The sequence below is a fragment of the Rhizobium sp. BR 249 genome (assembly GCF_047445895.1).
Classification (GTDB): domain Bacteria; phylum Pseudomonadota; class Alphaproteobacteria; order Rhizobiales; family Rhizobiaceae; genus Rhizobium.
Genome location: NZ_JARWKX010000020.1, coordinates 81,179 through 103,472 on the forward strand (window position 1 = coordinate 81,179; position 22,294 = coordinate 103,472).

19 protein-coding genes are annotated in these 22,294 nt (G+C 62.6%); 12 read left to right on the forward strand and 7 right to left on the reverse strand.

Annotated features, from left to right (window positions below; translation table 11 throughout):
* Position 1: 1 nt before the first annotated feature.
* Positions 2-2,173, reverse strand: coding sequence for a TonB-dependent siderophore receptor (locus QD408_RS19005; protein ID WP_414140364.1), 2,172 nt, complete (start codon positions 2,171-2,173; stop codon positions 2-4).
* Between the two features lie 356 nt (positions 2,174-2,529).
* Between QD408_RS19005 and otnK the strand changes: the two genes are divergently transcribed.
* The 6 genes from otnK to QD408_RS19035 all read left to right on the forward strand — a co-directional run bounded on the left by otnK (position 2,530) and on the right by QD408_RS19035 (position 8,872).
* Positions 2,530-3,798, forward strand: coding sequence for a 3-oxo-tetronate kinase (otnK, locus tag QD408_RS19010; RefSeq protein WP_414140365.1), 1,269 nt, complete (start codon positions 2,530-2,532; stop codon positions 3,796-3,798).
* Positions 3,795-4,445: an aldolase gene (locus tag QD408_RS19015; RefSeq protein ID WP_414140366.1), complete on the forward strand. Its 651-nt coding sequence runs from the start codon at positions 3,795-3,797 to the stop codon at positions 4,443-4,445. The genes otnK and QD408_RS19015 overlap by 4 nt, the downstream gene beginning before the upstream one ends.
* Positions 4,442-5,200 (forward strand): hydroxypyruvate isomerase family protein, encoded by a 759-nt coding sequence (locus tag QD408_RS19020; RefSeq protein WP_414140367.1) that lies wholly within the window; start codon positions 4,442-4,444, stop codon positions 5,198-5,200. Before QD408_RS19015 ends, QD408_RS19020 begins: the two co-directional genes overlap by 4 nt.
* A gap of 41 nt (positions 5,201-5,241) precedes the next feature.
* Positions 5,242-6,177, forward strand: a complete 936-nt coding sequence (locus QD408_RS19025; protein WP_414140368.1) for an NAD(P)-dependent oxidoreductase — start codon at positions 5,242-5,244, stop codon at positions 6,175-6,177.
* Between the two features lie 161 nt (positions 6,178-6,338).
* A complete protein-coding gene (locus QD408_RS19030; RefSeq protein WP_414140369.1) occupies positions 6,339-7,229 on the forward strand; it encodes a LysR family transcriptional regulator in 891 nt (296 codons plus the stop codon).
* 59 nt (positions 7,230-7,288) lie between these two features.
* Positions 7,289-8,872, forward strand: a complete 1,584-nt coding sequence (locus QD408_RS19035; protein WP_414140370.1) for a Na+/H+ antiporter — start codon at positions 7,289-7,291, stop codon at positions 8,870-8,872.
* Between the two features lie 17 nt (positions 8,873-8,889).
* Here the strand turns inward: QD408_RS19035 and QD408_RS19040 are convergent, their stop codons facing one another.
* Genes QD408_RS19040 through paoA form a run of 5 tightly spaced genes read right to left on the reverse strand, consistent with a single transcriptional unit; the run spans position 8,890 to position 14,218 of the window.
* Positions 8,890-9,519, reverse strand: a complete 630-nt coding sequence (locus QD408_RS19040) for a nucleotidyltransferase family protein (RefSeq protein ID WP_414140371.1) — start codon at positions 9,517-9,519, stop codon at positions 8,890-8,892.
* Positions 9,512-10,447, reverse strand: coding sequence for an XdhC family protein (locus QD408_RS19045; protein ID WP_414140372.1), 936 nt, complete (start codon positions 10,445-10,447; stop codon positions 9,512-9,514). Before QD408_RS19045 ends, QD408_RS19040 begins: the two co-directional genes overlap by 8 nt.
* On the reverse strand, positions 10,437-12,632 hold the full coding sequence (paoC, locus tag QD408_RS19050; RefSeq protein WP_414140373.1) for an aldehyde oxidoreductase molybdenum-binding subunit PaoC: 2,196 nt from the start codon (positions 12,630-12,632) through the stop codon (positions 10,437-10,439). The genes QD408_RS19045 and paoC overlap by 11 nt, the downstream gene beginning before the upstream one ends.
* Before the next feature lie 6 nt (positions 12,633-12,638).
* The gene (locus QD408_RS19055; protein WP_414140374.1) at positions 12,639-13,589 is read right to left on the reverse strand and encodes an FAD binding domain-containing protein; all 951 of its coding nucleotides are present in this window, start codon (positions 13,587-13,589) and stop codon (positions 12,639-12,641) included.
* Positions 13,586-14,218: an aldehyde dehydrogenase iron-sulfur subunit PaoA gene (gene paoA, locus QD408_RS19060; RefSeq protein ID WP_414140375.1), complete on the reverse strand. Its 633-nt coding sequence runs from the start codon at positions 14,216-14,218 to the stop codon at positions 13,586-13,588. Before paoA ends, QD408_RS19055 begins: the two co-directional genes overlap by 4 nt.
* Before the next feature lie 291 nt (positions 14,219-14,509).
* Between paoA and QD408_RS19065 the strand changes: the two genes are divergently transcribed.
* The 6 genes from QD408_RS19065 to QD408_RS19090 all read left to right on the forward strand — a co-directional run bounded on the left by QD408_RS19065 (position 14,510) and on the right by QD408_RS19090 (position 21,356).
* Positions 14,510-15,595 carry a polysaccharide pyruvyl transferase family protein gene (locus tag QD408_RS19065; RefSeq protein WP_414140376.1) on the forward strand — a complete coding sequence of 362 codons (1,086 nt, stop codon included), beginning with the start codon at positions 14,510-14,512 and terminating at the stop codon, positions 15,593-15,595.
* Positions 15,596-15,614: 19 nt separating this feature from the next.
* Positions 15,615-17,129 (forward strand): lipopolysaccharide biosynthesis protein, encoded by a 1,515-nt coding sequence (locus QD408_RS19070; protein ID WP_414140377.1) that lies wholly within the window; start codon positions 15,615-15,617, stop codon positions 17,127-17,129.
* A gap of 93 nt (positions 17,130-17,222) precedes the next feature.
* A complete protein-coding gene (locus QD408_RS19075) occupies positions 17,223-18,341 on the forward strand; it encodes an acyltransferase family protein (protein WP_414140378.1) in 1,119 nt (372 codons plus the stop codon).
* Between the two features lie 127 nt (positions 18,342-18,468).
* Positions 18,469-19,920: an NADP-dependent succinate-semialdehyde dehydrogenase gene (gene gabD, locus QD408_RS19080; RefSeq protein WP_414140379.1), complete on the forward strand. Its 1,452-nt coding sequence runs from the start codon at positions 18,469-18,471 to the stop codon at positions 19,918-19,920.
* 220 nt (positions 19,921-20,140) lie between these two features.
* A complete protein-coding gene (locus QD408_RS19085) occupies positions 20,141-20,806 on the forward strand; it encodes a L,D-transpeptidase (RefSeq protein WP_414140380.1) in 666 nt (221 codons plus the stop codon).
* Between the two features lie 13 nt (positions 20,807-20,819).
* Complete coding sequence (locus QD408_RS19090) at positions 20,820-21,356, forward strand: OmpA family protein (RefSeq protein ID WP_088683989.1); 537 nt, start codon at positions 20,820-20,822, stop codon at positions 21,354-21,356.
* A gap of 20 nt (positions 21,357-21,376) precedes the next feature.
* On the opposite strand, the gene QD408_RS19095 is transcribed toward QD408_RS19090, so the two are convergent.
* Complete coding sequence (locus QD408_RS19095) at positions 21,377-22,285, reverse strand: LysR family transcriptional regulator (RefSeq protein ID WP_088683988.1); 909 nt, start codon at positions 22,283-22,285, stop codon at positions 21,377-21,379.
* Positions 22,286-22,294: the final 9 nt, after the last annotated feature.

Below are 22,294 nucleotides of genomic sequence, written 5' to 3' on the forward strand. Positions count from 1 at the left end.
CCTACCACCGATACTTCAAGGTGCCGGTCATGTTGCGGCCCTGGCCGAGATAGCAGAAGCCCTCTTCGCACACTGTTTCGCGCTCATCGGCAATATTGCGGATGGCGAAGGCTGCCGTCAGGCCCTCGTATTTCTTGTCGACCGCGCCGAAATCATAGGAGGCCGATGCATCGACATAGAAAGTCGCAGGATTTTTCGAGGTGTTGGCGACATCCGTCCAGGTCTCGCCGATGTAGCGCACGCCGGCGCCAACCGACAGACCGTTGAAGGGATTGCTTTCCTGGAAGGTATAGTTCGCCCACAGGCTCGCAATATGGGTCGGGGTCACGGCAGGAGTATTTCCGACGTTGTTACCCCCGGTCACTTCGGAGTCGTTGTAGGTGTAGGCCGCAATGATATCGAGACCGTCGGCGATTGCCGCGCGGGCTTCGAGTTCGATACCCTTTCCAGTCACTTCGCCCTGGGAGTCGTAGGCAAAGGTCAGTGGGTCGGCGAGCCTCGGCTTATTCTGCTCGACGATGTGATAGGCGACGGCCGAGAGCAGGATATCGGAGCCGGGAGGCTGGTACTTCACGCCGACTTCGTATTGCTCGCCCTTGGTCGGCGGAAGAATTGTGTTGGTTGCCGATCGGTTGGTGACCGGATCGAAGGAGGTCGCGTAGGAAACGAACGGCGCGATGCCGTTGTCGAAGAGGTAAAGCGCGCCTGCCTGTACGGAGAAGGCATTCTTGTCGACATCCTCCGAGCTGACCGAGGGCAAGGTCGAATCTCGCGTCTGGTCCACCCAGGTCTGCCGACCGCCGAAGTTGAAGCGCCAGTTTCCGACCTCGACCTGGTCCATGGCGTAGATGCCGACCTGCCGCATATCGGCATCGGAAGCCAGGAAATTATAGTCCGGTGTTGAGCCCGAGACTCCGTAAGTCGGATTGGCGATATCGAAGTCGAATGCCGGATCGGCGGCTCCGAAGCCATAGCCAAAGCTCGACTTGAGATTGGTGTAGTCGAGCCCGAACAGCATCGTATGCGCAAGCGGACCTGTATCGAACTTCGCTTCGAGCTGGTTGTCGACCTGGAAGACGTTCATTTCGTCCCGGATCGCATTCGTGCCGCGATGCGCGACGGTCCCGGTCCAGCCGGTAACGCCGAGGTAGCGAGCCCTGAGATCGAGATGCGAATAACGCAGGTTCTGCCGGAAGGTAAGGCCGTTGTCGAATTCATGCTCGAACTGGTAGCCAACCTGCTGCTGCTTGACCTTCTGGTAGTCATAGTCGGGGTCGCTCTGCCTGATATCGAGAATCCTGCCGTCCACGGTCGTGATCGCGCCGACATTGGCGTCGGTTTCGTCGGACTGCGCCAGACCGTATACCGTGAAGGTCGTGCCCTCGTCAGGCTTCCAGGTAAAGGACGGCGCCAGGAAATAGCGGTCGTCGGCAATATCGAAATTGGTGTCGCCGCGGCGGGCGAGGCCGACGATGCGATAGAGGAAATCGTCGTTGCCTTCGCTGATCGGCCCGCCGAAATCGAACATCCCCTGCACCCGGTCCTTGGTGCCGTAGGTAATGCCGACTTCACGGACCGGCTCTTCAGTCGGAAGCTTAGAGATCTTGTTGACGAGACCGCCCGGCGATCCCGAGCCGTAGAGAACCGATACCGGCCCCTTGATCACCTCGACGCGCTGCAGCTGATAGGGATCGGTGCGGAACGTGCCGTAATTGATATAGGGCTGGCGCAGTCCGTCACGATAGTCGCCGACCGTCGTGGCGTTGTAGCCGCGAATATAGATCTGGTCGAAACGCGGATCGAAGCCGCTCGTTCCTGTCGTCACGCCGGCCGTGTAACGCACCGCCTCGATGACCGACTGCGCGCCGCGCTGCTCGATTTCCTTCTCGGTGGTGACGGAGATCGAACGCGGCGTCTCGACGAGCGGCGTGCTGATCTTGGTCGCACCGGCGCTGTTCTTGGCAGTCACCGACGTCCGGTCGGTCTTGCTATCAGAGGCTGCACCCTGGATGACGATCGGTTCCAGCGTCGTCGCGGTGTCACCTGTGGAAGCGCTCTGGGCGGCGGCCGGCGATGCTGCAATGCCGATCAGGACGATCGCGGTCGTGGCAAATAGGGTATCTCTATAAATTCGCGATACATTATTAGAAACATTCAAAAAAACATGCGCCATTGCTTGGTCCCCAGTCTCAGATGCGGGCGGAACCTATGGAGCGATGCAAGCTGTGTCAATATAATATGATTATTTTTATCATCTTTTGAGAGATAAAAATCCGGGATGTGGCGCTCCCGAAGAGGTTGCACGGAAATCCTGGTTATCAAGGTTTGCCGAGGTCGCCGCCGGCATCGCCCGGGAATGCCGAAAGAGGCTGCCGTCAACCCAGTCGTCAAAGGCGATTGTGCCGCACATCAGGCCATCGACATTCGATCCGGCAAACTCCGAATTGTGCGAGATGTGGGCTTGAAAACTGCCGGATATGGGTGATTGATCTGGGCAACGGGTCGCAATCATCGGAGCGGGTGGAGTCCATGACGACATATTTTGGCGCGATAGCAGATGATTTCACCGGCGCGACCGATCTCGCCGGCCTGCTGGCGCGATCCGGCGTGCGGGTGTCCTTGAGGATCGGCGTGCCGCAGGAGCCGCCTGCCGACACCGCGCCGCTGGAAATCATCGCGCTGAAATGCCGGACCGCGCCGGTCGGCGAAGCGGTGGCCGAAACGCAGACCGCGCTCGATTGGCTTCGCAAGGCCGGCGCCGAGCGGTTTTTCTGGAAATACTGCTCGACGTTCGATTCGACGCCGCAGGGCAATATCGGCCCGGTCGCCGAAGCCCTGATGAAGGCTCTCGGAACGACGCAGACGATCTATTGTCCGGCCTTTCCCGAAAACGGCCGCTCCATCTTCATGGGCAATCTCTTCGTCGGCGAACAGCCGCTTGCCGAAAGCCCGATGAAGGATCATCCGCTGACGCCGATGCGCGATTCGAACCTGCTGCGCCTGCTGGCGCCGCAGGTGACGTCGCCCGTCGGGCTTGCCAACCGGCATAGCGTGGCGAAGGGAGCGGCGGCGCTGCGCGACAGGCTTGCGCTGCTGCGAAGCGAGGGCGTTGCCCACGTCGTCGTCGATGCCGTGGCGAATGACGATCTCTTCCTGATCGCAGAGGCCTGCCATGACATGACGCTGCTGACCGGCGGCAGCGCCATCGCCATGCCGCTGCCGGAGATCTGGCTGAAGCAGGGTCTGCTCGCGCGCCACGAGACCGGCCGCGATCACCGCTTCGAAAATGGGCCGGCCATCGTTCTCTCCGGCAGCTGCTCGGCCATGACGAACCGCCAGGTCTCGGCCTTTCTGTCGGAGCCGCGGCCAAGCCTGAAACTGGACCCGCTCGAACTCGCGGAAAATGGACATGGGGCGGCCCTCGACTGGCTCTTGCGCCAAGATCTCGCCGCCACGCCGATCATCTACGCCACCGCGGCACCGGACGCCGTGCGCGCAGCGCAGGAGAAGCTCGGCACCGAACGCGCCGGTGCACTCGTCGAAGAGACCCTCGCCGCCTGCGCCGCCAAGGCAAGGGATCTTGGCGTCAGGCGTTTCGTCATCGCCGGCGGCGAGACGTCGGGTGCCGTGACCAAGAGCCTCGGCATATCGAGGCTCGATGTCGGGGCCGAAATCGCGCCCGGCGTGCCCTGGTGTTTTGCCCGCACCGGAAATCACGATGTCGCCATCACCCTGAAATCGGGAAATTTCGGCAGCGAAGACTTTTTCGCCAAGGCCCTTACGGTGCTCGACAGATGACAGAAGAATCCCGCCTGCGCGAACTCATCTGCACCCTGGCGAAATCTCTGTTCGACCGCGGCCTTACCCATGGCTCGACCGGCAATATTTCGGCCCGCACGCCGGATGGCGGGCTGCTCGTGTCGCCGACCGGCTCCAGCTTCGGCCGGCTCGATCCTTCCCGCCTCAGCCGCTTCGACGCCGAGGGCCGGCATCTGAGCGGCGATCAGCCGACCAAGGAAATGCCGCTGCACACCGCCTTCTACGATACGCGCAGCCAGGCGGGCGCGGTCGTCCATCTGCACTCCTGCCATGCCGTGGCGTGGTCGCTGATGCCCGATGTCGATGAGGACGACTTTCTGCCGCCGCTGACGCCCTATGCCGTCATGCAGCTTGGCCGGGTGAAGCTCCTGCCCTTCTTCCGGCCGGGCGATCCGGCCATGGGCGAAGCCGTGCGGGGGCTTGCCGGAAAGCGCTCCGCGGTGATGCTCGCCAATCACGGTCCCGTCGTCGCCGGCAAGGATGTGGAAGCGGCCTGCAACGCGATCGAGGAGCTGGAAGCCAATGCGCGGCTTGCGGTGCTGACCTGCGGCTGCCGCCCGCGACTTTTGAACAAGGGGCAGGTTGCCGATATCGTGACGCATTTCAATGTGGAGTGGGAAGCATGAAGTTTTCCGCAAATCTCGGCTTCCTCTGGAACGACCGCCCCCTCCCCGATGCCATTCGCGCGGCCAAAGGCGCCGGTTTCGATGCGGTGGAATGCCACTGGCCCTATGGCGTGCCCGTTTCGGAAACGAAGGCGGCGCTCGAGGAAACCGGTCTTTCGATGCTCGGCCTCAACACCAGCCGCGGCAATGTCGCGATCGGGGAAAACGGTCTTTCCGCGCTGCCGGGCCGGGAAGCCGATGCGCGGGCGGCCATCGATGAAGCGCTTGCCTATGCCGCTGGGGTTTCCGCATCGGCCGTTCATGTCATGGCCGGCAATTCCAGCGGGCCGCGCGCCCGGCGCGCATTCTGCGAAAATCTCGGCTATGCCTGCGATGCTGCCGGGGAAGCCGTCACCATCCTCATCGAGCCGCTCAATCCTTACAATGCGCCCGGCTATTTCCTGAACGGCGCGGAGCAGGCGGCCGACATCATCCGCGAGGTCGGCAGGCCCAATCTGCGCCTGATGTTCGACTTCTATCATATCCAGATCATCGAGGGCGACGTGACCCGCCGCTTCGAGACGCTGCTGCCGCTGATCGGCCATGTCCAGATCGCGTCGGTGCCGGACCGGGGAACGCCTGACCACGGCGAGCTCGATTACGGCTATGTGCTGTCGCGCGTCGCCGAACTCGGCTGGCGGCAGCCGATCGGCGTGGAATATCTGCCGCGCGATGTCGCCAACCCCGACATGTCGTGGCTCGCCCGCCATCGATAAGGCATCGGATCATCAACGCAGCGTGAGCGAAAGGAACGAGCATGGGTGACAAACCGGTTATCGGCTTCATCGGCCTGGGTTTCATGGGCCACGGCATGGCAAAGAATATCCGCAAGGCAGGCTATGAATTGTGGGTGCGCGGCCGCAGCAACCGCAAACCCGTGGAGAGCCTGCTGTCGATGGGCGCGAAGGAGGCCGCAAGCCCGAGCGACATGGCGGCAAGGTGCGACATCATTTTCATCTGCCTGTCGACCTCGGCGCAGGTGGAAGCCGTGATCGGCGCGGATGACGGCATTCTCGCCAGCGCCAGGCCCGGCCTCATCGTGGTGGATACCTCGACCTCGGATCCCGGCTCGACCGCAGGACTCGCGGCCGAACTCGCTTCCAGGGGAATGCGTATGGTCGATGCGCCGCTCGGGCGCACGCCGAAGGAGGCGGAGGAAGGAACGCTCGATGCCATGGTCGGATGCGACGACGCGCTGTTCGAGCGCGTGCGGCCGGTGATCGACTGCTGGGCGGGCCGCATCACCCGGACGGGGCCTGTCGGCAGCGGCCACAAGATGAAGCTCCTGATGAACTTCATCGGCATGAGCTACGGCGCGCTGTATTCCGAAGCGGTGACGCTCGGCGCCAAAGTCGGCATCTCGCCTCAGATGATCCGCGAGGTGATCGGCCCGAGCCGCCTCGGAAACGGCTTCTTCGAAACTTTCATGCGCTATGTCGTCGAGCGCGATCGCGACGCCCATAAATTCGCCATCGCCAATGCCGCGAAAGACCTGCGCTACATCAACAACATGGCCGCCGACGCGCAGGTGATGTCCGTCATGGCCTCGGCCGCCCGGCATTATTACACGCATGCGGAAGCAACCGGCCATGGCGACGATTACGTGCCGATGCTGAGCGACCATGTCGCGGCGCTGAACGGCATCGTCATGGAAGACGAAGTGCGGAAGGGTGCTGCAAAGGACGCACCCTGAGGTCATCCGCCGAGACCGAAGAACATCCTCCCCTTGCTGATTGCGACGGCCGAGCCTTCGCGAATGTTTGATTGCGCCGTTACCGCAGGCCGCAATCAAATGCTGTCCCAGCCATCACTCGGACGTTATAACGAGCGCAATCATATGAAGAGGATTCATGAATGCCTCGTGAGAACATCAATGACCTTATGGCTTTCGTGGCCGTGGCACGCGAGCGGAGCTTCACGAGGGCTGCGGCCAAATCGGGCGTCTCGCAATCGGCGCTCAGCCACACCATCCGCCAGCTGGAGGCAAGGCTCGGCGTGCGGCTGCTCACCCGCACCACGCGCGCGGTATCGCCCACCGAAGCCGGCGAACGCCTGCTCGAGGGCATCGCTCCGCATTTCGACGAGATCGAAATGCAGATCGATGCGCTGAGCGCGCTCCGCGACAAGCCGGCCGGCACCATCCGCATCGCCGCCTCCGACTATGCGATCAGGCATTTCTTATGGCCAAAGCTTAGAAAATTTCTTCCCGCCTATCCGGATGTGAAGGTCGAGCTTGCGCTCGACAACGGCCTGACCGACATCGTCACGGAGCGTTACGATGCCGGCGTGCGGATGGGCGAGCACCTGGCGAAGGATATGATCTCGGCGCGCATCGGCCCCGACTTCTGTCTCGCCGTCGTCGGCGCGCCGTCCTATTTCGCCAACCATCCGGAACCGCTGCATCCCCAGGACCTCGTCGACCACCGCTGCATCAATTTCCGCCTGCCGACATCGGGCGCATTCTACGTCTGGGAGTTCGAGGAAGACGGCAGAGAACTCAGGATCCGGGTGGATGGCCAGGTGGGCTTCAACAATATCTTCGACGTGCTGGATGCAGCGCTCGACGGCTTCGGTCTCGCCTATATTCCCGAGGATATCATCCTGCCTTATGTGGAAGACGGCCGCCTCATGCGCCTGTTGCGGAAATATTCGCCGCACTGGGACGGCTTCCATCTCTACTATCCGAGCCGGCGCCAGTCCTCACCCGCATTTCTCGCGGTGCTCGACGCTTTGCGCCACCGCTGACGGTTTCGGCAAAAGGCGTTCTGTAGTAGGACCGTCTTAACACCGTCCGGGGGAGGCGCATGGACCCGACACACTTGTTCGAGCTCGTCATCGGCATGTTCGTCGCGATCATCGCGCTGCATTACGCCGCCCACAGGCTTCAACTGCCGCCGTCCGTGGCGCTGCTTGCCGGCGGCGCGCTGCTCGCCTTCGTGCCGGGGCTGCCGACCATCGAGGTCGACCCTGCGCTGGTGCTGGTGATCTTCCTGCCGCCGCTGCTGATGGATGGCGCCTGGTCGATCGCGCTGAGGCGCCTGCGCCGCCACATGATCGGCATCGCCTCGCTTGCCATCGGCGCGGTCTTCTTCACCTGTGTCGTCGTCGCCGTGGTGACCCATCTTCTCTTCCCGTCGCTCCCATGGGCCGCCTGCGCCGCTCTCGGGGCGATCGTCTCGCCGCCGGACGCGATCTCCGCCCGCGCCGTGCTGGAGCGGGTGAGGCTGCCGCGGCGCCTGCAGATCCTGCTCGAAGGCGAAAGCCTGCTCAATGACGCGAGCGGCCTGGTGCTCTTCCGTTTCGCCGTGGCCGCCGGCGTCACCGGCGCCTTCAGCGCCGGCGAAGCGGCGACGAGCTTTTTCGTGCTGTCGGTCGGCGGCGCGCTCGTCGGCATTGCCGTCGGCGCGACATGGGTCCTGCTCGTGCGCCGCCTCGGCGACGAGTACCTGATGATCGCCGCCACAGTCCTGCTCTCCTGGACATCCTATCTGCTCGGCGAATTCATCCACGTCTCCGGCGTCATCGCCACGGTGACGGCGGGCCTGATCGCAGGCTGGCACCAGCACACCGTTCTTTCCGCCGCAACGCGCATGCGCGGCACATCCTTCTGGACAGTCCTCGTTTTCCTCATGGAAGCCGCCGTCTTCATCCTGATCGGCTTTTCGCTTAGAGGCGTCGTCGAACGCGGCGGCGGTTTCGAAGTGGTGATCGCCACCATGGGATGGCCGATGCTCGCGATCCTGCTTGCGCTGGCCTTCGCGCGCTTCGCCTGGGTCTTCGGTTCCGATCTCCTGATCGGGTTCTGCAATGCGCTGGGCTTTCGTCGCCACACGCCGCTCGGCCTGCGTGGTTCCGCCGTGCTCGGCTGGGCCGGCGTGCGCGGCGTGGTCACGCTGGCACTGGCGCTCAGCGTGCCGGCGGGTTTCCCCGGCCGCGATTTCATCCTCGTCACCTCCTTTGCCGTCATCCTCGGAACCGTTCTCCTGCAAGGCACCACATTGGGATATGTGATCGGCTCGGCGAGACTGAGCGAACCGGAATCGGAAAAGGCGCGCCTGACCATGAGCCAGGCGGAAGCCGCCATGGCCCAGGCGCAGTTCGTGACCGTGCAAAGCCGGGCCTATGACGGCGACGGCAAACTGATCCACCCGCAATTGCTGGAGAGGTATCAGCGCCGGGCCGTGTCGATCGTCGACTATGCCGCCCGCACGGAGCATTACACGCCCCTGCTCCAGGCCCATTTCGACCTGATCCTCGAAGCCGTCGCCACCGGGCGCCGCGAACTCATCCGGCTCCACCGCGCCGGCGACATCGACGACGAGACGCTGGACGAGCTGGAACGGGATCTCGATCTCGAAGAGCTGAGCGCGATCTCCGCGAAATCATAACGGCGCGCTGCGAGTTTTCAGCCGCGCAATATGCCGCCCGCCGCTTCGACGGCATCCGGCGTATCGACATCGACGAGGGCGCCGTCGCCGATCTCGACATCGACGACGGTCAGACCCGAATTCCGGATCAGCTCGCGCGCGCCTTTGTCCCCCGTCAGGCCTTTCAAACGAGCGTAAAGCGCGCGGGGGAAAATCACCGGATTGCCCGGCTTGCCCCGCGCGGCGGCGCGAATGATGGCTTGGCCTGCGCAACGGCGAAACGCGGCAATGAGGGCGCGGAGATCGGCCGCCGTCAGAGCGGGCATGTCGGCGAGCATGATCATGATCCCATCCGGCCGATCGGCCTCGGCAGCGGCAACGCCGAGCGCGAGCGAGCCGGCAATGCCGGAAGAAAACGCTGCATTCTGGACGATCCTGACCGGCAGCTCCGCGATAACAGCCTGAAGTTCGGCATGCCGGTATCCGGTGACCACGATGACCGACGAGCTCTGGCAATTGCCCGCCGTGATCGCCGACCGGCGAATGAGCGGCACGCCGTCGAATTCGGCAAGCAGCTTGTGAGCGCCGCTCATGCCCATCCGGCTCGATCGTCCTGCCGCAAGGATGACGATGGCGACGGAAACTCCTTGCTCTAGCAGGTCATCCATAGGTCGCCAGCCGGCAGGCCGCGACATCGGCGAGGATCGACAGGGCCAGCGACGTCGAATCCCGTGTCGGGCCGAATATGCCGATCGGGGCCTTGATGCGGCTGAGATCATCGCTGCAGAAGCCGCGCTCCCTCAGGCGCTCGACGCGTCGCCGCTGCGTCCTCGTACTTCCCAGCGCGCCGACATAAAAGGCGGGCGAACCGAGAGCCGCTTCGAGGACCGGCGCCTCCTGGTCGAGATCGTGATGCAGGAAGACGATCGCCGTAAAGGCATCGGCGTCCTCGACGATGGATCGCCCGGCCGCGCGAACGAAGACCTCGAAATCCGATGCTGCGCCAAGACGGGCAACAGCGCTGGCCTCCACCGTCTGTCCCGAGATGACGAGGCGGGTGCGCGGGCGATAGATCGTCAGGAAATCATCGGCCTGCCAGCATGCCCGCTCGGGAGCGTCGACGAGCCGAAGCGACTGTCGCTCCGGGTTATAGCGCAGCCCCGCCGGCTGGCGATTCCGGAGACGATCGAGCACCTGCTCGATCGCGGTCCCTTCCCGCAAGAGATGGATGGCGATGCTGATGCCGCCGCCGCACGGCAGCACGATATCGAAGAAGGGAGAGCCGTCGCCGAACATGACGGTCCGGTCACGGCCCTCCGCCACGGCAAGCAGCGCCTCAGAGGCGACGGCAGCCTCGACGCATCCGCCGGAGACATAGCCGCAGTAACGGCCATCGGCCGCCACCGCCACGTGCGATCCGAGCGCGCGCGCCGCTCCGCCTCGGATCTCGACCAGGGTCGCCAGCGCCACATCGCCGCCCTCTCTGAGGCAGGCGGCGGCGAAGCCGAGAATCTCGGCCGGGTCGTCCGTCGCAAGCGCCCGGACGGACCCGGGAATGAAGGCCGGCGTCGAGACGTCGATTGCGCTATGCGACATCGGGCAGACCGCCGATCAGCTTGTCGAGCGTGATCGGATAATGGCGGACCCGGATGCCCGTCGCATTGTGGATGGCGTTGGCAATCGCCGCGGAGACGCCGCAGAGCCCGAGCTCGCCGACGCCCTTCGCCTTCATCGGCGAAGACATCGGGTCCGTCTCATCGAGGAAGATCACCTCCTGATGCGGAATGTCGGCATGCACGGGAACTTCGTAGCCGGCAAGATCATGGTTGACGAAGAAGCCGCGGCGGGTGTCGACGGCAAGCTCCTCCGACAAGGCGCCGCCGGCTCCCATAGTCATGGCGCCGATCACCTGGCTGCGCGCGGTGATCGGATTGAGGATTCGCCCGGCCGCGCAGACGGCCAGCATTCTGCGTACCCGGCTCTCGCCCGTGGCGACATCGACGCCGACCTCGACGAAATGCGCTCCGAAGGTCGACTGTTGGTGCGTCTCGGAGAGATTGCCCCACTGGATCGTATCCTCGCCGACGAGGCCATCGGCGCCCGCGGCCTCGGCAAGCGGCACCGACCTGTTGCCGGACCTGACTTCGCCATTCTCGAAGACGATGTCCTCGGAGTTGAAGCCGAGCTTCCGGGCGACCGCCTCGCGCAGCTTGACGCAGGCGGCATAGACGCCCGCCGTGGAACAATTGGCCCCAAACTGGCCGCCGGAGCCGGCGGAGACCGGAAAGCGGGAATCGCCGAGGTGAACACCGACCTTGTCGACCGTGACGCCCATCATCTCGGCCGCGGTCTGCGCGATGATGGTATAGCTGCCCGTGCCGATGTCGGTCATATCAGTTTCGACGGTGACGACGCCTTCCCGGTCGAGGCGGACACGGGCGCCCGAGGGAAGCAGCAGATTGTTGCGGAAGGCAGCCGCGACACCGACGCCGATCAGCCAATTGCCCTCGCGGCGCGAACCGGGCTTGCCGCGGCCGCTCCATCCGAAGCGTTCCGCGCCGAGCTTCAGGCAGCCGACGAAATTGCGATGAGAGAAGGGACGCTCCGGCTTTTCCGGATCGACCTGCGTATCGTTGACGATCCTGAACTCGACGGGATCGAGCCCGAGCTTCTCGGCCATCTCGTCCATGGCGATTTCGAGCGCCATGAGGCCGGGGGCTTCGCCCGGAGCCCGCATGGCGTTGCCTTCGGGAAGATCGAGCGTCGCAAGCCGCATCGCCGTCATGCGGTTGGCGCCGGCATAAAGCAGCCGGGTCTGGTTCACGGCCGTTTCCGGCTGGCCTCCGGGCTGGTCTCCCGACCAGCTCTCATGGGCGATCGCCGTGATCCTGCCGTCGCGCCCGGCGCCGATGCGAATGCGCTGGATCGTCGCCGGCCGGTGCGTCGTATTGTTCATGACGAACGGCCTCGGCAGCGCGACCTTGACCGGTCGCTTCGCAGCCTTGGCGCCGAAGGCGGCGAGCACCGCGTCGGCCCGCAGGAACAGTTTGCCGCCGAAGCCGCCGCCGATGAAGGGCGACATCAGATGGATCTTTTCCTTGTCGATGTCGAGCGTCGCCGCGAGGTCCGAGCGCCACCAGTCGATCATCTGGCTCGATGCCCATACCGTCAGCTCGTCGCCATCCCAGGCCGCGATGGAAGCATGCGGCTCCATCATCGCATGCGACTGGTCCGGCGTCGTATAGGACAGGTCGACGGTGACGGGCGCAGCCTTGAAGGCGGCGTCGAAATCGCCGGCTGATGTATCGGGATCGCCGGATTCGGGCTTGACCGCCGAAGCCATCGCCGCCCTCAGATCGAAGGCGCCCTTCTCCTCGATGTAATCGACGTTGACGAGCGCGGCTGCGGCGCGCGCCTGCTCAAAGGTTTCCGCGACGACGACGGCGACTGCCTGGTGATAGTGCTGGATTTCCTCGCCGCCGAAGAGCTTGGCGGTGTTGAACCTGCCCTTCTTCCGCTCGCCGACCTCGGGCGCCGTCACGACGGCGAGAACGCCGGGCGCTTTCCTAGCGGCGGAGACATCGATCGACTTGATGCGGCCCTTGGCGATGGCCGCCCCCACCGGATATCCGTAGGCGTAAGGCATGTTCGGGTCATGCCACTCATAGGCATATTTGGCCTGGCCCGTGGTCTTCAACTGGCCGTCGATGCGGTGAACCGGCTGGCCGACGACCTTGAGACGGTCGATCGGATTGGTCGTTGCTGGCGTATCGAACTGCATGGCTTCTCATCCCTTGGCTTCGGCGATGACCGCGCCGAGCGTGCGCTCGACGAGATCGACCTTGAATCGGTTCTGCTCGGTCGGTCGGGCATCCGCGAGAAGGGCGGCGGCCGCCGCTTTTGCTCCCCCGGAAAGCGCGGCATCCGCCGCTTCGACCCGCCATGGCTTGTGGGCGATGCCGCCGACCGCCACGCGGCCGGTGCCGTCGGGCTGGATGACCGCGCCGACGGAGACGAGCGCGAAGGCGTAGGAGGCGCGGTCGCGGACCTTCCGGTAGATCTGCCGGCCGCCGATCGGCGGAGGCAGCAGAACCGCGGTAATGAGCTCGCCGCGTTCGAGCACGGTTTCGATATGGGGCGTGTCGCCCGGCAGCCGGTGAAACTCGGCGATCGGGATGGACCGGCGGCCGCCATCGGGTTTGACCGTCTCGACGACGGCGTCGAGCGCCCGCATGGCGATCGCCATGTCGCTCGGATGGGTGGCGATGCAGGCCTCGCTCGTGCCGACGACGGCATGCTGGCGGCTGAAGCCGCCGATCGCCGAGCAGCCACTGCCCGGCTGCCGCTTGTTGCACGGCTGGTTGGTGTCATAGAAGTAGGGACAGCGCGTCCGCTGCAGAAGGTTGCCGGCCGTGGTCGCCCTGTTGCGCAGCTGGCCCGAGGCCCCCGCGACGAGCGCGCGAGAAAGAAGCCCGTAGTCGCGCCGGACGGTTTCGTGGGCGGCAAGGTCGGTGTTGCGGACCAGCGCGCCGATGCGCAATCCGCCTTCCCCAGTGGCCTCGATCCTGTCGACGCCGAGACCGTTGACGTCGATCAGATGCGTCGGTGTTTCGATCTCCAGCTTCATGAGATCGAGAAGATTGGTGCCGCCGGCGATGAACTTGGCGTTCGGATTGGCCGCAGCGGATTTGGCGGCGGCTTCTATCGTCGTCGCGCGTTCGTAGGTGAAGGCTCTCATGCTCTCGTCCCCGCGACTTCGACGATGGCATCGAGAATGTTCGAGTAGGCGCCGCAGCGACAGATGTTGCCGCTCATGCGCTCGCGGATCTCGGCGGGGGTCACCTGCGCGGGGGCCGTGAGATCACCTGTGGCGTGGCTCGGAATGTTCGCCTTGATCTCCTCGAGCACCGCTACGGAAGAACAGATCTGTCCCGGCGTGCAATAGCCGCACTGGAAGCCGTCATGTTTAACGAAGGCAGCCTGCATGGGGTGGAGGTCGCCGGGCTGGCCCAGCCCCTCGATCGTCGTCACCTGGTCGCCGTCATGCATCACGGCGAGCGTCAGGCAGGAATTGATCCTGCGCCCGTCCACCATGACCGTGCATGCGCCGCATTGGCCGTGGTCGCACCCCTTCTTGGTCCCCGTGAGGTGAAGATGCTCCCGCAAGGCGTCGAGCAGCGTGGTTCGATTGTCGATTTCGATGGCGTGGCTTTTGCCGTTGACGGTGAGCGATAGTTTGGAGGTCAGAGCCATCTCTTCTCCAGCGGTTTGCGCCGCTGCTGCGGTCGCGGCCCCAGTGACCGCGACCGCCGCGGCCGACGAGATAAGCAAGTCCCGGCGGGAGATTTCAAGTTGATCGGTATGCATGTCAGCTCCACTTCGTCTTGGGAGGCGCCCGTTCGGCGCTTGTGCGGGTTCGGTGGCAGCTGGGAAGGTAGGCCGGCGAGGACAGAAGATTAGATGAGGATTTCCGCATGCCGTTATCGAAGCAGCTCATGAATGAGGCAGCACCGACACCCGAACCTCGTGTTCGTAGGCGGCCAGGGAGGTGAGACAATTTGCCTACCCAGTTACAACCTAAAGCAACCAAGCATCCAATTGACTCTCCGAAATCGCAGATGTAGTTCTGTCTGAATTTTTAAAATGCAAGTAGTATATATGGACCATCTCGGCGAAGTTGTAATACGGCGACAAAAAGAAAAGTTGATTGAAATAGTAAGGAAATTTGTAAAGCCGGGGCAGCCTTACATTATAATTAACTTTCCATCAAATAAAGATCCCGGCCACCATGCAAGCTGGCTCGGATTGGCGAAAGTATTAATAGAAGTAACGGGGCGGTTTCCGTCACTTACTTGTAGCGCCTCCGAAAGTATTGCTGCGATAAAATCAACACCAGGCGATGCTCCAATATTCATTTGCGGATGCGGCGATTTTGGAGACGCGCAAACTGGCAGGGATGATGTTCGCTACCGTTTGATGTGGAAATATCCGGATCGAACGATCATCCAGATGCCGCAAACAATTCGTTTCGCCAACGAGTCGCTCAGGGAATACGCCAGACATACGATCGGGAGGCATCGCAAATTCTTCTGCGTGACGCGCGACGATCGGAGTTTCGAGCTGGCAAAGGCCAACTTCGACTGTGACGTCGAGGCCGGCCCGGACACGGCATTCGGCATCGAGACGTTGAAACCCTTCGAGGCCGATCCTCTCAGGGTATTGTATGTCATGCAGCCTCCTGGAGAGGACGGGGCCGAAATAGCCAAAGCGCGGGCGATCGTTGATGGACCTCTGACCGATTGGGTCAACGGTCCCGATAGTTTCTCGCGCATGCGCAAATCGAGCGTCGTAAAGTCAGCGTTGCGGCACGGCTTCAGCCGCAGAGAGATGATGGCCCAGCATCGCCAGGACGTCGCCGCTCGATACGTCGATTATGGCGTCAAGATCCTGTCCGGCGCGCAGCGCATCATCACCAACCATCTCCACGGTCACATTCTCTGTCTTCTGCTCAACAAGCCGCATATCGCGGTTGCGAGGGATGGAAGCGATCTGCACGACTTCATCGCCAGCCGGACCGGCGACAGCCCTCTGGTGGAGAGAGCGACGAATGCCGGCGAGATTTTCGCGGCAATGTCTCGCCTGCCATATGAGATGGGCGGAACTTGGTACAAGTCGAGCCGACCGATGAATCCAAGTCCCAGCATTCCCGCCCCCGATCTCGTCCCTCAACCTTCCATAGTCTGATTATCGGTAGGAGCTCAGTTTGTCGGTTTTACAAGACGACGATATTCTCTTCAGCCATGTCAGTGAGAACAGATCCGCCGCAGCCGTGACAGGCGCATTCTGGTCGGCGCTCAGCACCCTCATTCCGACAGTCCTCACCTTCGCTGTCTTCGTGGTGACTTCTCGCGTTCTCCAGCCTCAGGATTTCGGTCTCGTTGCGCTGTCATTCAGCATTGTGTCGTTCGCAGGCAGTTTCGGACCGACTGCATTCGGCGAAGCGATCATCCAGAGAGCCGAGATAAGGCGCAGCCATCTCGATACGATCTTCGCCCTTTCGCTTGCATTTTCATTTTTGGTCTATGGCGTTTTGTGTCTCGCTGCCTCGTCGATCGCGGCTTACGTGGGACATGAGCAAATCACGCCGCTCATTTACATCATGGGGCTGAAGGTCTTCTTCGATTTCACGGCCGTCGTTCCCAATGCGATCGTCAACAGGAAGATGTCGTTTCATCTGGTCGCCGTCCGCACAGTCATAGCGACCATCACGTCTGCCTGCATCTGCCTTGTTTTGGTCCTCGCCGGTTTCGGCTTGTGGGGGCTTGCGATCGCACAGATCGCCGCCACGGCGGCATCATGCGGCGCCGCTTTCTGGGGTGCGGGATGGTTCCCGGGGCTCAAGCTGAAGAGATCGAGCCTCAACGACCTCCTTCACTATGGCTTCTTTGCATCCGGCACCCGGTTCTTGCAGACGATGAGCCTGGACAACCTGCTCATAGGCGTGCTCTTGAGCCCGGCAGCGCTCGGTATCTATAACTTTTCGAAGCGTCTGTTCGACATGATCAACAACGTCATTGCCGGTGGCCTGACATCTGTCACGCATGTCTTGCTGTCTTCATTGCGGGCCGATCCGAAGAAAGTCCGGGAAGCATTCCTGATGGCGACATTTGGCTGCTCTCTGGTTTCGTACCCGGTGTTCATTGGCCTTGCCGCCGTTGCCGGCGATGCGATCACGACGATTTTCGGTGCGCATTGGATCGAGGCCGTTTGGCCTGTCCGGTTCTACTGCGTTATCGGTTTGATGGCCGGGATCGGCTACGTGCAGGCATCCCTGATAAAGAGCCAGGGAGAGATGGACTGGTGGTTTTACTACCAGCTGGCACGAAACCTCCTGACCCTCCTGACCATCGCGGTTCTCTACCCTTATGGCGTGACGACGATTGTTTTCGCGATCATGATCGAAGTCCTGCTGTTTTGGCCGATCACCAGCTGGAAGGTTTCGCAGCACATAGAGCTGAGCATCCGGGCCTATCTGGCGCAATTCATCCGGCCGAGCATCGCCTGTGCAGGAATGGTTGCTGTCGTCATACTCCTCCACCAATTGCTGGCCCACTGGTCCCCGTATCCGCGTTTGGCTGCGGAAATCCTTGCAGGCGGCATTGCTTACGGCGCCCTGATATTCGTGATGTGCAAAGCTCAGCTAAATGTTTTGATCGGCAGTATAAAGCAGGCCCGGCAGCGCAGAGGTAATAGGGGTGCGGTCGCCAAGGCTGCGTGATTCCCTCCCTCCGAGGCGGTTCGAACCCCCAAATCATCAGAACGGCGCCTCGGCGCTGCTCCAATCCACCGGCTCCGAAGGACAATCTACAAGATGGCTAGTCTCAACCACGGTTCTGCCCCACCGACGATCGCCGACCTCGGAGCGTCGGTCGGCGAGCGCAAGCGCTACTATACGCTGGATGCGATGCGCGGTTTTGCCGCCATTTGTGTCGTCGCTACGCATTTCCAGGAGCGATATGCTCCATCAGCCTATCTGGCCGTCGACTTTTTCTTCGTCCTCAGCGGATTTATCATCGCGGACATTTATGGAAAACGGCTCTCGCGCGGTCTGCTTTTCCAGTCCTTTATGATGGCTCGGATCAAGCGCCTTTATCCGCTCTATCTGATCGGAATTTTGGTCGGCCTCCTGCAGATCATGCTGTTAACGAGCTGGGGGCTGAGAGATCAGACTGTTATCGACCTGCTGGCATCAACGGTGGCAAACACGTTTTTCCTGCCGAGCCCCATGTATTTCCTGCAAGCCAAGCCGATGCAGGGAATGTTTCCAATCAACGGCCCAGCATGGTCGATGTTCTGGGAATTGTTGGTGAATATCGTCTTCGCGCTGTGGCTTTTCCGGCTCTCCGTCCGTGCCCTTTGCGGAGTCGTGTTGGTCTCGGCTGCATTTTTGGCCTTTGTCGGCCTGAAATACGGCTTGCTGAACATCGGCTGGGAGTGGCCTTCGGCAGTGGGCGGGCTCCCAAGGGTGATGTTTTCATTTACCGCAGGCGTCGTCATCAGCCGTTTATTCGGTGGCACACCCGCCTGGAGGAAGGGCTGGATCGCCATGGCGCCGTGCCTTCTTCTGATGATCTGCATTGCAGCTCCGGTCCCCGCCGTGCTGCGGCCTTACTATGATTTGATGTTCGCGATGGCCCTGGCGCCGCTCATCGTGATGCTCGGGCTCTTCCTGGAGATGCCGGCAAGAGCGCAAGCCCTGGCGACCTGGGTCGGCTATATCTCCTACCCCGTCTACATCCTGCACCGGGGTATCATCGGCGTTTTCAAGCCGGTCGCGGGATCGCTTGGGTTGAACGGCCCTCTGGCGTTCTTCGTGCTTCTCGGCGCGGTCCTATGTTTCGCTTATGTGACCGCCCGTCTCGTCGACAGAACCATGGCTATGCGGGCTCGCCGGGTCCGATCGTACCGCGGCGAAAAGATCTTCGACTAAGGCCGGCGGCGCACGAGCGCAGTAAAACCGCGCAACGATTTTATCTGACGCAATTGCATAAACACGAAAAGAGATAGAGCATCGCCGCGACTCGAAATTCGGAAATGCTCTATCGCAGGAGACAGTCATGCAATTGAAGGACGCAACATTGTTCCGTCAGGCCGCCTTGGTCGGCGGCGAATGGATCGAGGCTGGGGAGAATGGCATCGCCGTCGACAACCCGGCGACCGGCGAGATCATCGGCCGCGTTCCCAATCTGGGGGCTGCCGAGACCAGGGCGGCGATTGCCGCGGCCGAGCTTGCCCAGAAGGAATGGGCAGCCCGTACCGCCAAGGAACGTTCGGTCATCCTCAGGCGCTGGTTCGAGCTGATGATGGAGCATCAGGACGATCTCGGCCGCATCCTGACGGCGGAACAGGGCAAGCCGCTGGCGGAAGCCAAGGGCGAGATCGCCTATGGCGCGAGCTTCATCGAATGGTTTGCCGAGGAAGCGCGGCGTCTCTACGGCGACATCGTTCCCGGCCACCAGAAGGACAAGCGCATCCTTGTCATGAAGCAGCCGATCGGCGTCGTTGCCGCCATCACGCCCTGGAATTTCCCCAATGCGATGATCACCCGCAAGGCGGGACCGGCCTTTGCCGCCGGCTGCGCCATGGTGCTGAAGCCGGCCAGCCAGACGCCGTTTTCGGCGATCGCCATCGCCGTGCTGGCCGAACGCGCCGGTTTCCCCAAGGGCCTGTTCAGCGTCTTGACCGGCTCGGCCCGCGCCATCGGCGGCGAGATGACCGCAAGCCCGATCGTGCGCAAGCTGACCTTCACCGGCTCGACCGAAGTCGGCACCGAGCTTTACAAACAGAGCGCGCCGACCATCAAGAAGCTCGGGCTGGAGCTCGGCGGCAATGCCCCCTTCATCGTCTTCGACGATGCCGATCTCGATGCCGCCGTCGAAGGCGCGCTGATCGCCAAATTCCGCAACAACGGCCAGACCTGCGTCTGCGCCAACCGGCTCTATGTCCAGGAGGGCGTCTATGATGCCTTCGCCGAGAAGCTGTCGAAGGCGGTCACCAAGCTGAAAACAGGCAATGGTTTCGACGAGGGCATCAATCTCGGTCCGCTGATCGACGAGGCAGCGCTTGCCAAGGTCGAGGAACATGTCGCCGATGCATTGTCCAAGGGCGGCCGGGTCGTGGCCGGCGGCAAGCGTCACCCGCTTGGCGGGCGCTTCTACGAGGCGACCGTGCTTGCCGACATCACCCCGGCCATGGCGGTGGCCAAGGAAGAGACCTTCGGACCGGTCGCTCCCCTCTTCCGTTTCAAGGACGAAGCCGATGTCATCGCCCAGGCCAACGACACCGAGTTCGGCCTTGCCTCTTATTTCTATGCCAAGGATCTCGCCCGTGTCTTCCGGGTCGCCGAGGCGCTGGAATACGGCATGGTCGGCGTCAACACCGGACTGATCTCGACGGCCGAAGCGCCCTTCGGCGGCGTCAAGCTCTCCGGCCTTGGCCGCGAAGGCTCGAAATACGGCATCGAGGAATTCACCGAAATCAAATATGTCTGCCTCGGCGGCATCGCCTGAGGCTAAAACTGGGGCCGGAGGCAAGCGGCATCGGCTTGCCTCGGCCCGTCACCGGAGAGCCCTGCGCTGAGTTTCATCGCGGCGTTTCGAGGATATTCTCGCCAGGAAAAGCCGCTCGTCAGTCGCAGAAAGAATTGCGGCGACGGCATTTTCTATTGTCGCAAATGAAAAATCTGCTTTACTGCCACTCCGCTGCTTGGGCTAAAGGGGGATATAGCCGATGGTGGGGACACGCAGGGATATTTTGCTTGGCGGTCTGGCGTTACTTGGCGCCGGCGCGGTCGGCAGGCCGGCTTTCGCCCAGGCCTCTTCCTTTTTCGCCGGCACATCGGTCGACAACGGCGTGACGTTTCGCGCGACGAACTTTGCCAAGATCGACAGGCGATGGCATCGCCAGGTCGTCAAATATTTCAGCAGCGAGCCGATCGGCACCGTCGTCGTCGATACCAGGCACCATTTTCTCTACCTGATCATGGAGAACAAGACCGCCATCCGCTATGGCGTCGGCGTCGGCCGCGACGGCTTCAAATGGTTCGGCCGCGCCACGATCGACAGCAAATCGCTCTGGCCGCGCTGGACGCCGCCGCCGGAGATGCGCAAGCGCCATCCCGAACTGCCTGAATTCGTGGCCGGCGGCTCGCCGAAAAACCCGCTTGGCCCTCGCGCCATGTATCTGCATCGCGACGGCGTCGACACCGGCTATCGCTTCCACGGCACGCTGGAGCCCTGGAGCATCGGCAAGGATGCCTCCAGCGGCTGCATCCGCATGTTCAACGAGGATGCCATCGATCTCTACCAGCGCTGCCCGATCGGCACCGCCGTGCAGGTCCTGCCGCATATCGCCGACCAGGCGCCTCCGGTCACCGAAGTCACCGCGGTCGAATAAGGAACACGCCCTGATGTCTGCTTCGAACGGATACAAGAGCCGCCTTCTCGCCGCGGCCATGCTGCTGGCGCTTTCCGCCTGCTCCACCACCGATATCGCTTCCGTGGAAGAGCCGGCCGCGGCGCCGATGACCGGCCAGACCAACGATCCCGCGCCCGGCTTCGAGAATGTGTCGGCCGGCAGCGAAGAGGACTTCATTCTCAATGTCGGCCGGCGGATCTATTTCACCCAGGACTCCGCCAGGCTCGATTCCGTCGCCATGGCGACGCTGGACAGCCAGGCCGCCTGGCTCGCCAGAAATCCGAACTGGCTGATCAAGCTGCAGGGATTTGCCGACGATTCCGGCTCCGAGGCCAAGATGAAAACGCTGTCGCAGCAGCGCGCCGACGCGGCGATGGCCTATCTCGTCTCGAAGGGCGTGGATGCAAGGCGCATGTGGGCCAAGGGCTACGGCAACGACCGCGAAGTCCGCGACTGCACGGAACGCTCCTGCAAGGTGCAGAACCGGCGCGTCGTCACCAATCTGCGCGCCCAGCGCGACGAGGTCTGATCGCGCCTGATCGGCTGCGATCACGACGCGCGGATATCGCCTCCGACCTGCGACGTCAGCCACTCCACGAAATTCTTCGTGGCCGCGTTCTGCTGCTTTTCCTCAGGAACAGCGATGTAATAGCTGTTTTCCGTCGCCATCGGCAGATCGAACAGCGAGACCAATATGCCGCTGCGCAGTTCCTCTTCGATCAGATATGAGGGCAGCAAGGCGGCACCGAGCCCTGCGACGGCCGCCGAAATGATCATCGAGAACTGATCCAGCCGCAGCCCGCGATAGGCGTTCTCGCTGACGACGCCGTGCGCGTCGAACCAGTCCGACCAGAGCCGCGGACGGGTCGTCAGGTGGATGAGCGGTATCGCCGACAGGCCGCCCGGCTCTTCGAGCGCCCATTTCTCCGCCACCTCCCGCTTGACGACGGGAAGCACGGTCTCGTTGCACAGGAAGGTGCAGGTGGCGCGCGGCCAGACGGGCTGGCCGTAGTGGATGGCCAGATCGAAATTCTCTTCCTCGAAGACGAAGGGCTGCGAGCGGGACTCGATCGTGACGGCGACATCGGAGAGCGCCATGAAGCCGCCGAGCCGCGGCACGAGCCAGCGGGCGCCGAAAGTCGGCAGGGTCGCGATGTGCAGCGATTGCTTCATGTGCTCGGCGGCCATGGCGCCGATCATGAGCTTTTCGGATTGTCCGAGCAATTTGCGGACATCGGGCAGAAAGCGCGCGCCGGCTTCCGAGAGCACCACGCGCTGGCGCACCCTTTCGAAAAGCAGAAGCCCCGTCTGCTCCTCCAAATCCCTGATTTGCCGGCTGACTGCGCTTTGCGTCAGGTTGAGTTCCGCCGCCGCCCTGGTGAAGTTTCCGTGGCGCGCAGCGGATTCGAAAGCCTGCAGATTGGCGATGTCGGGTATCAACCTTCGGCGCATGGTCATTCCATTTCC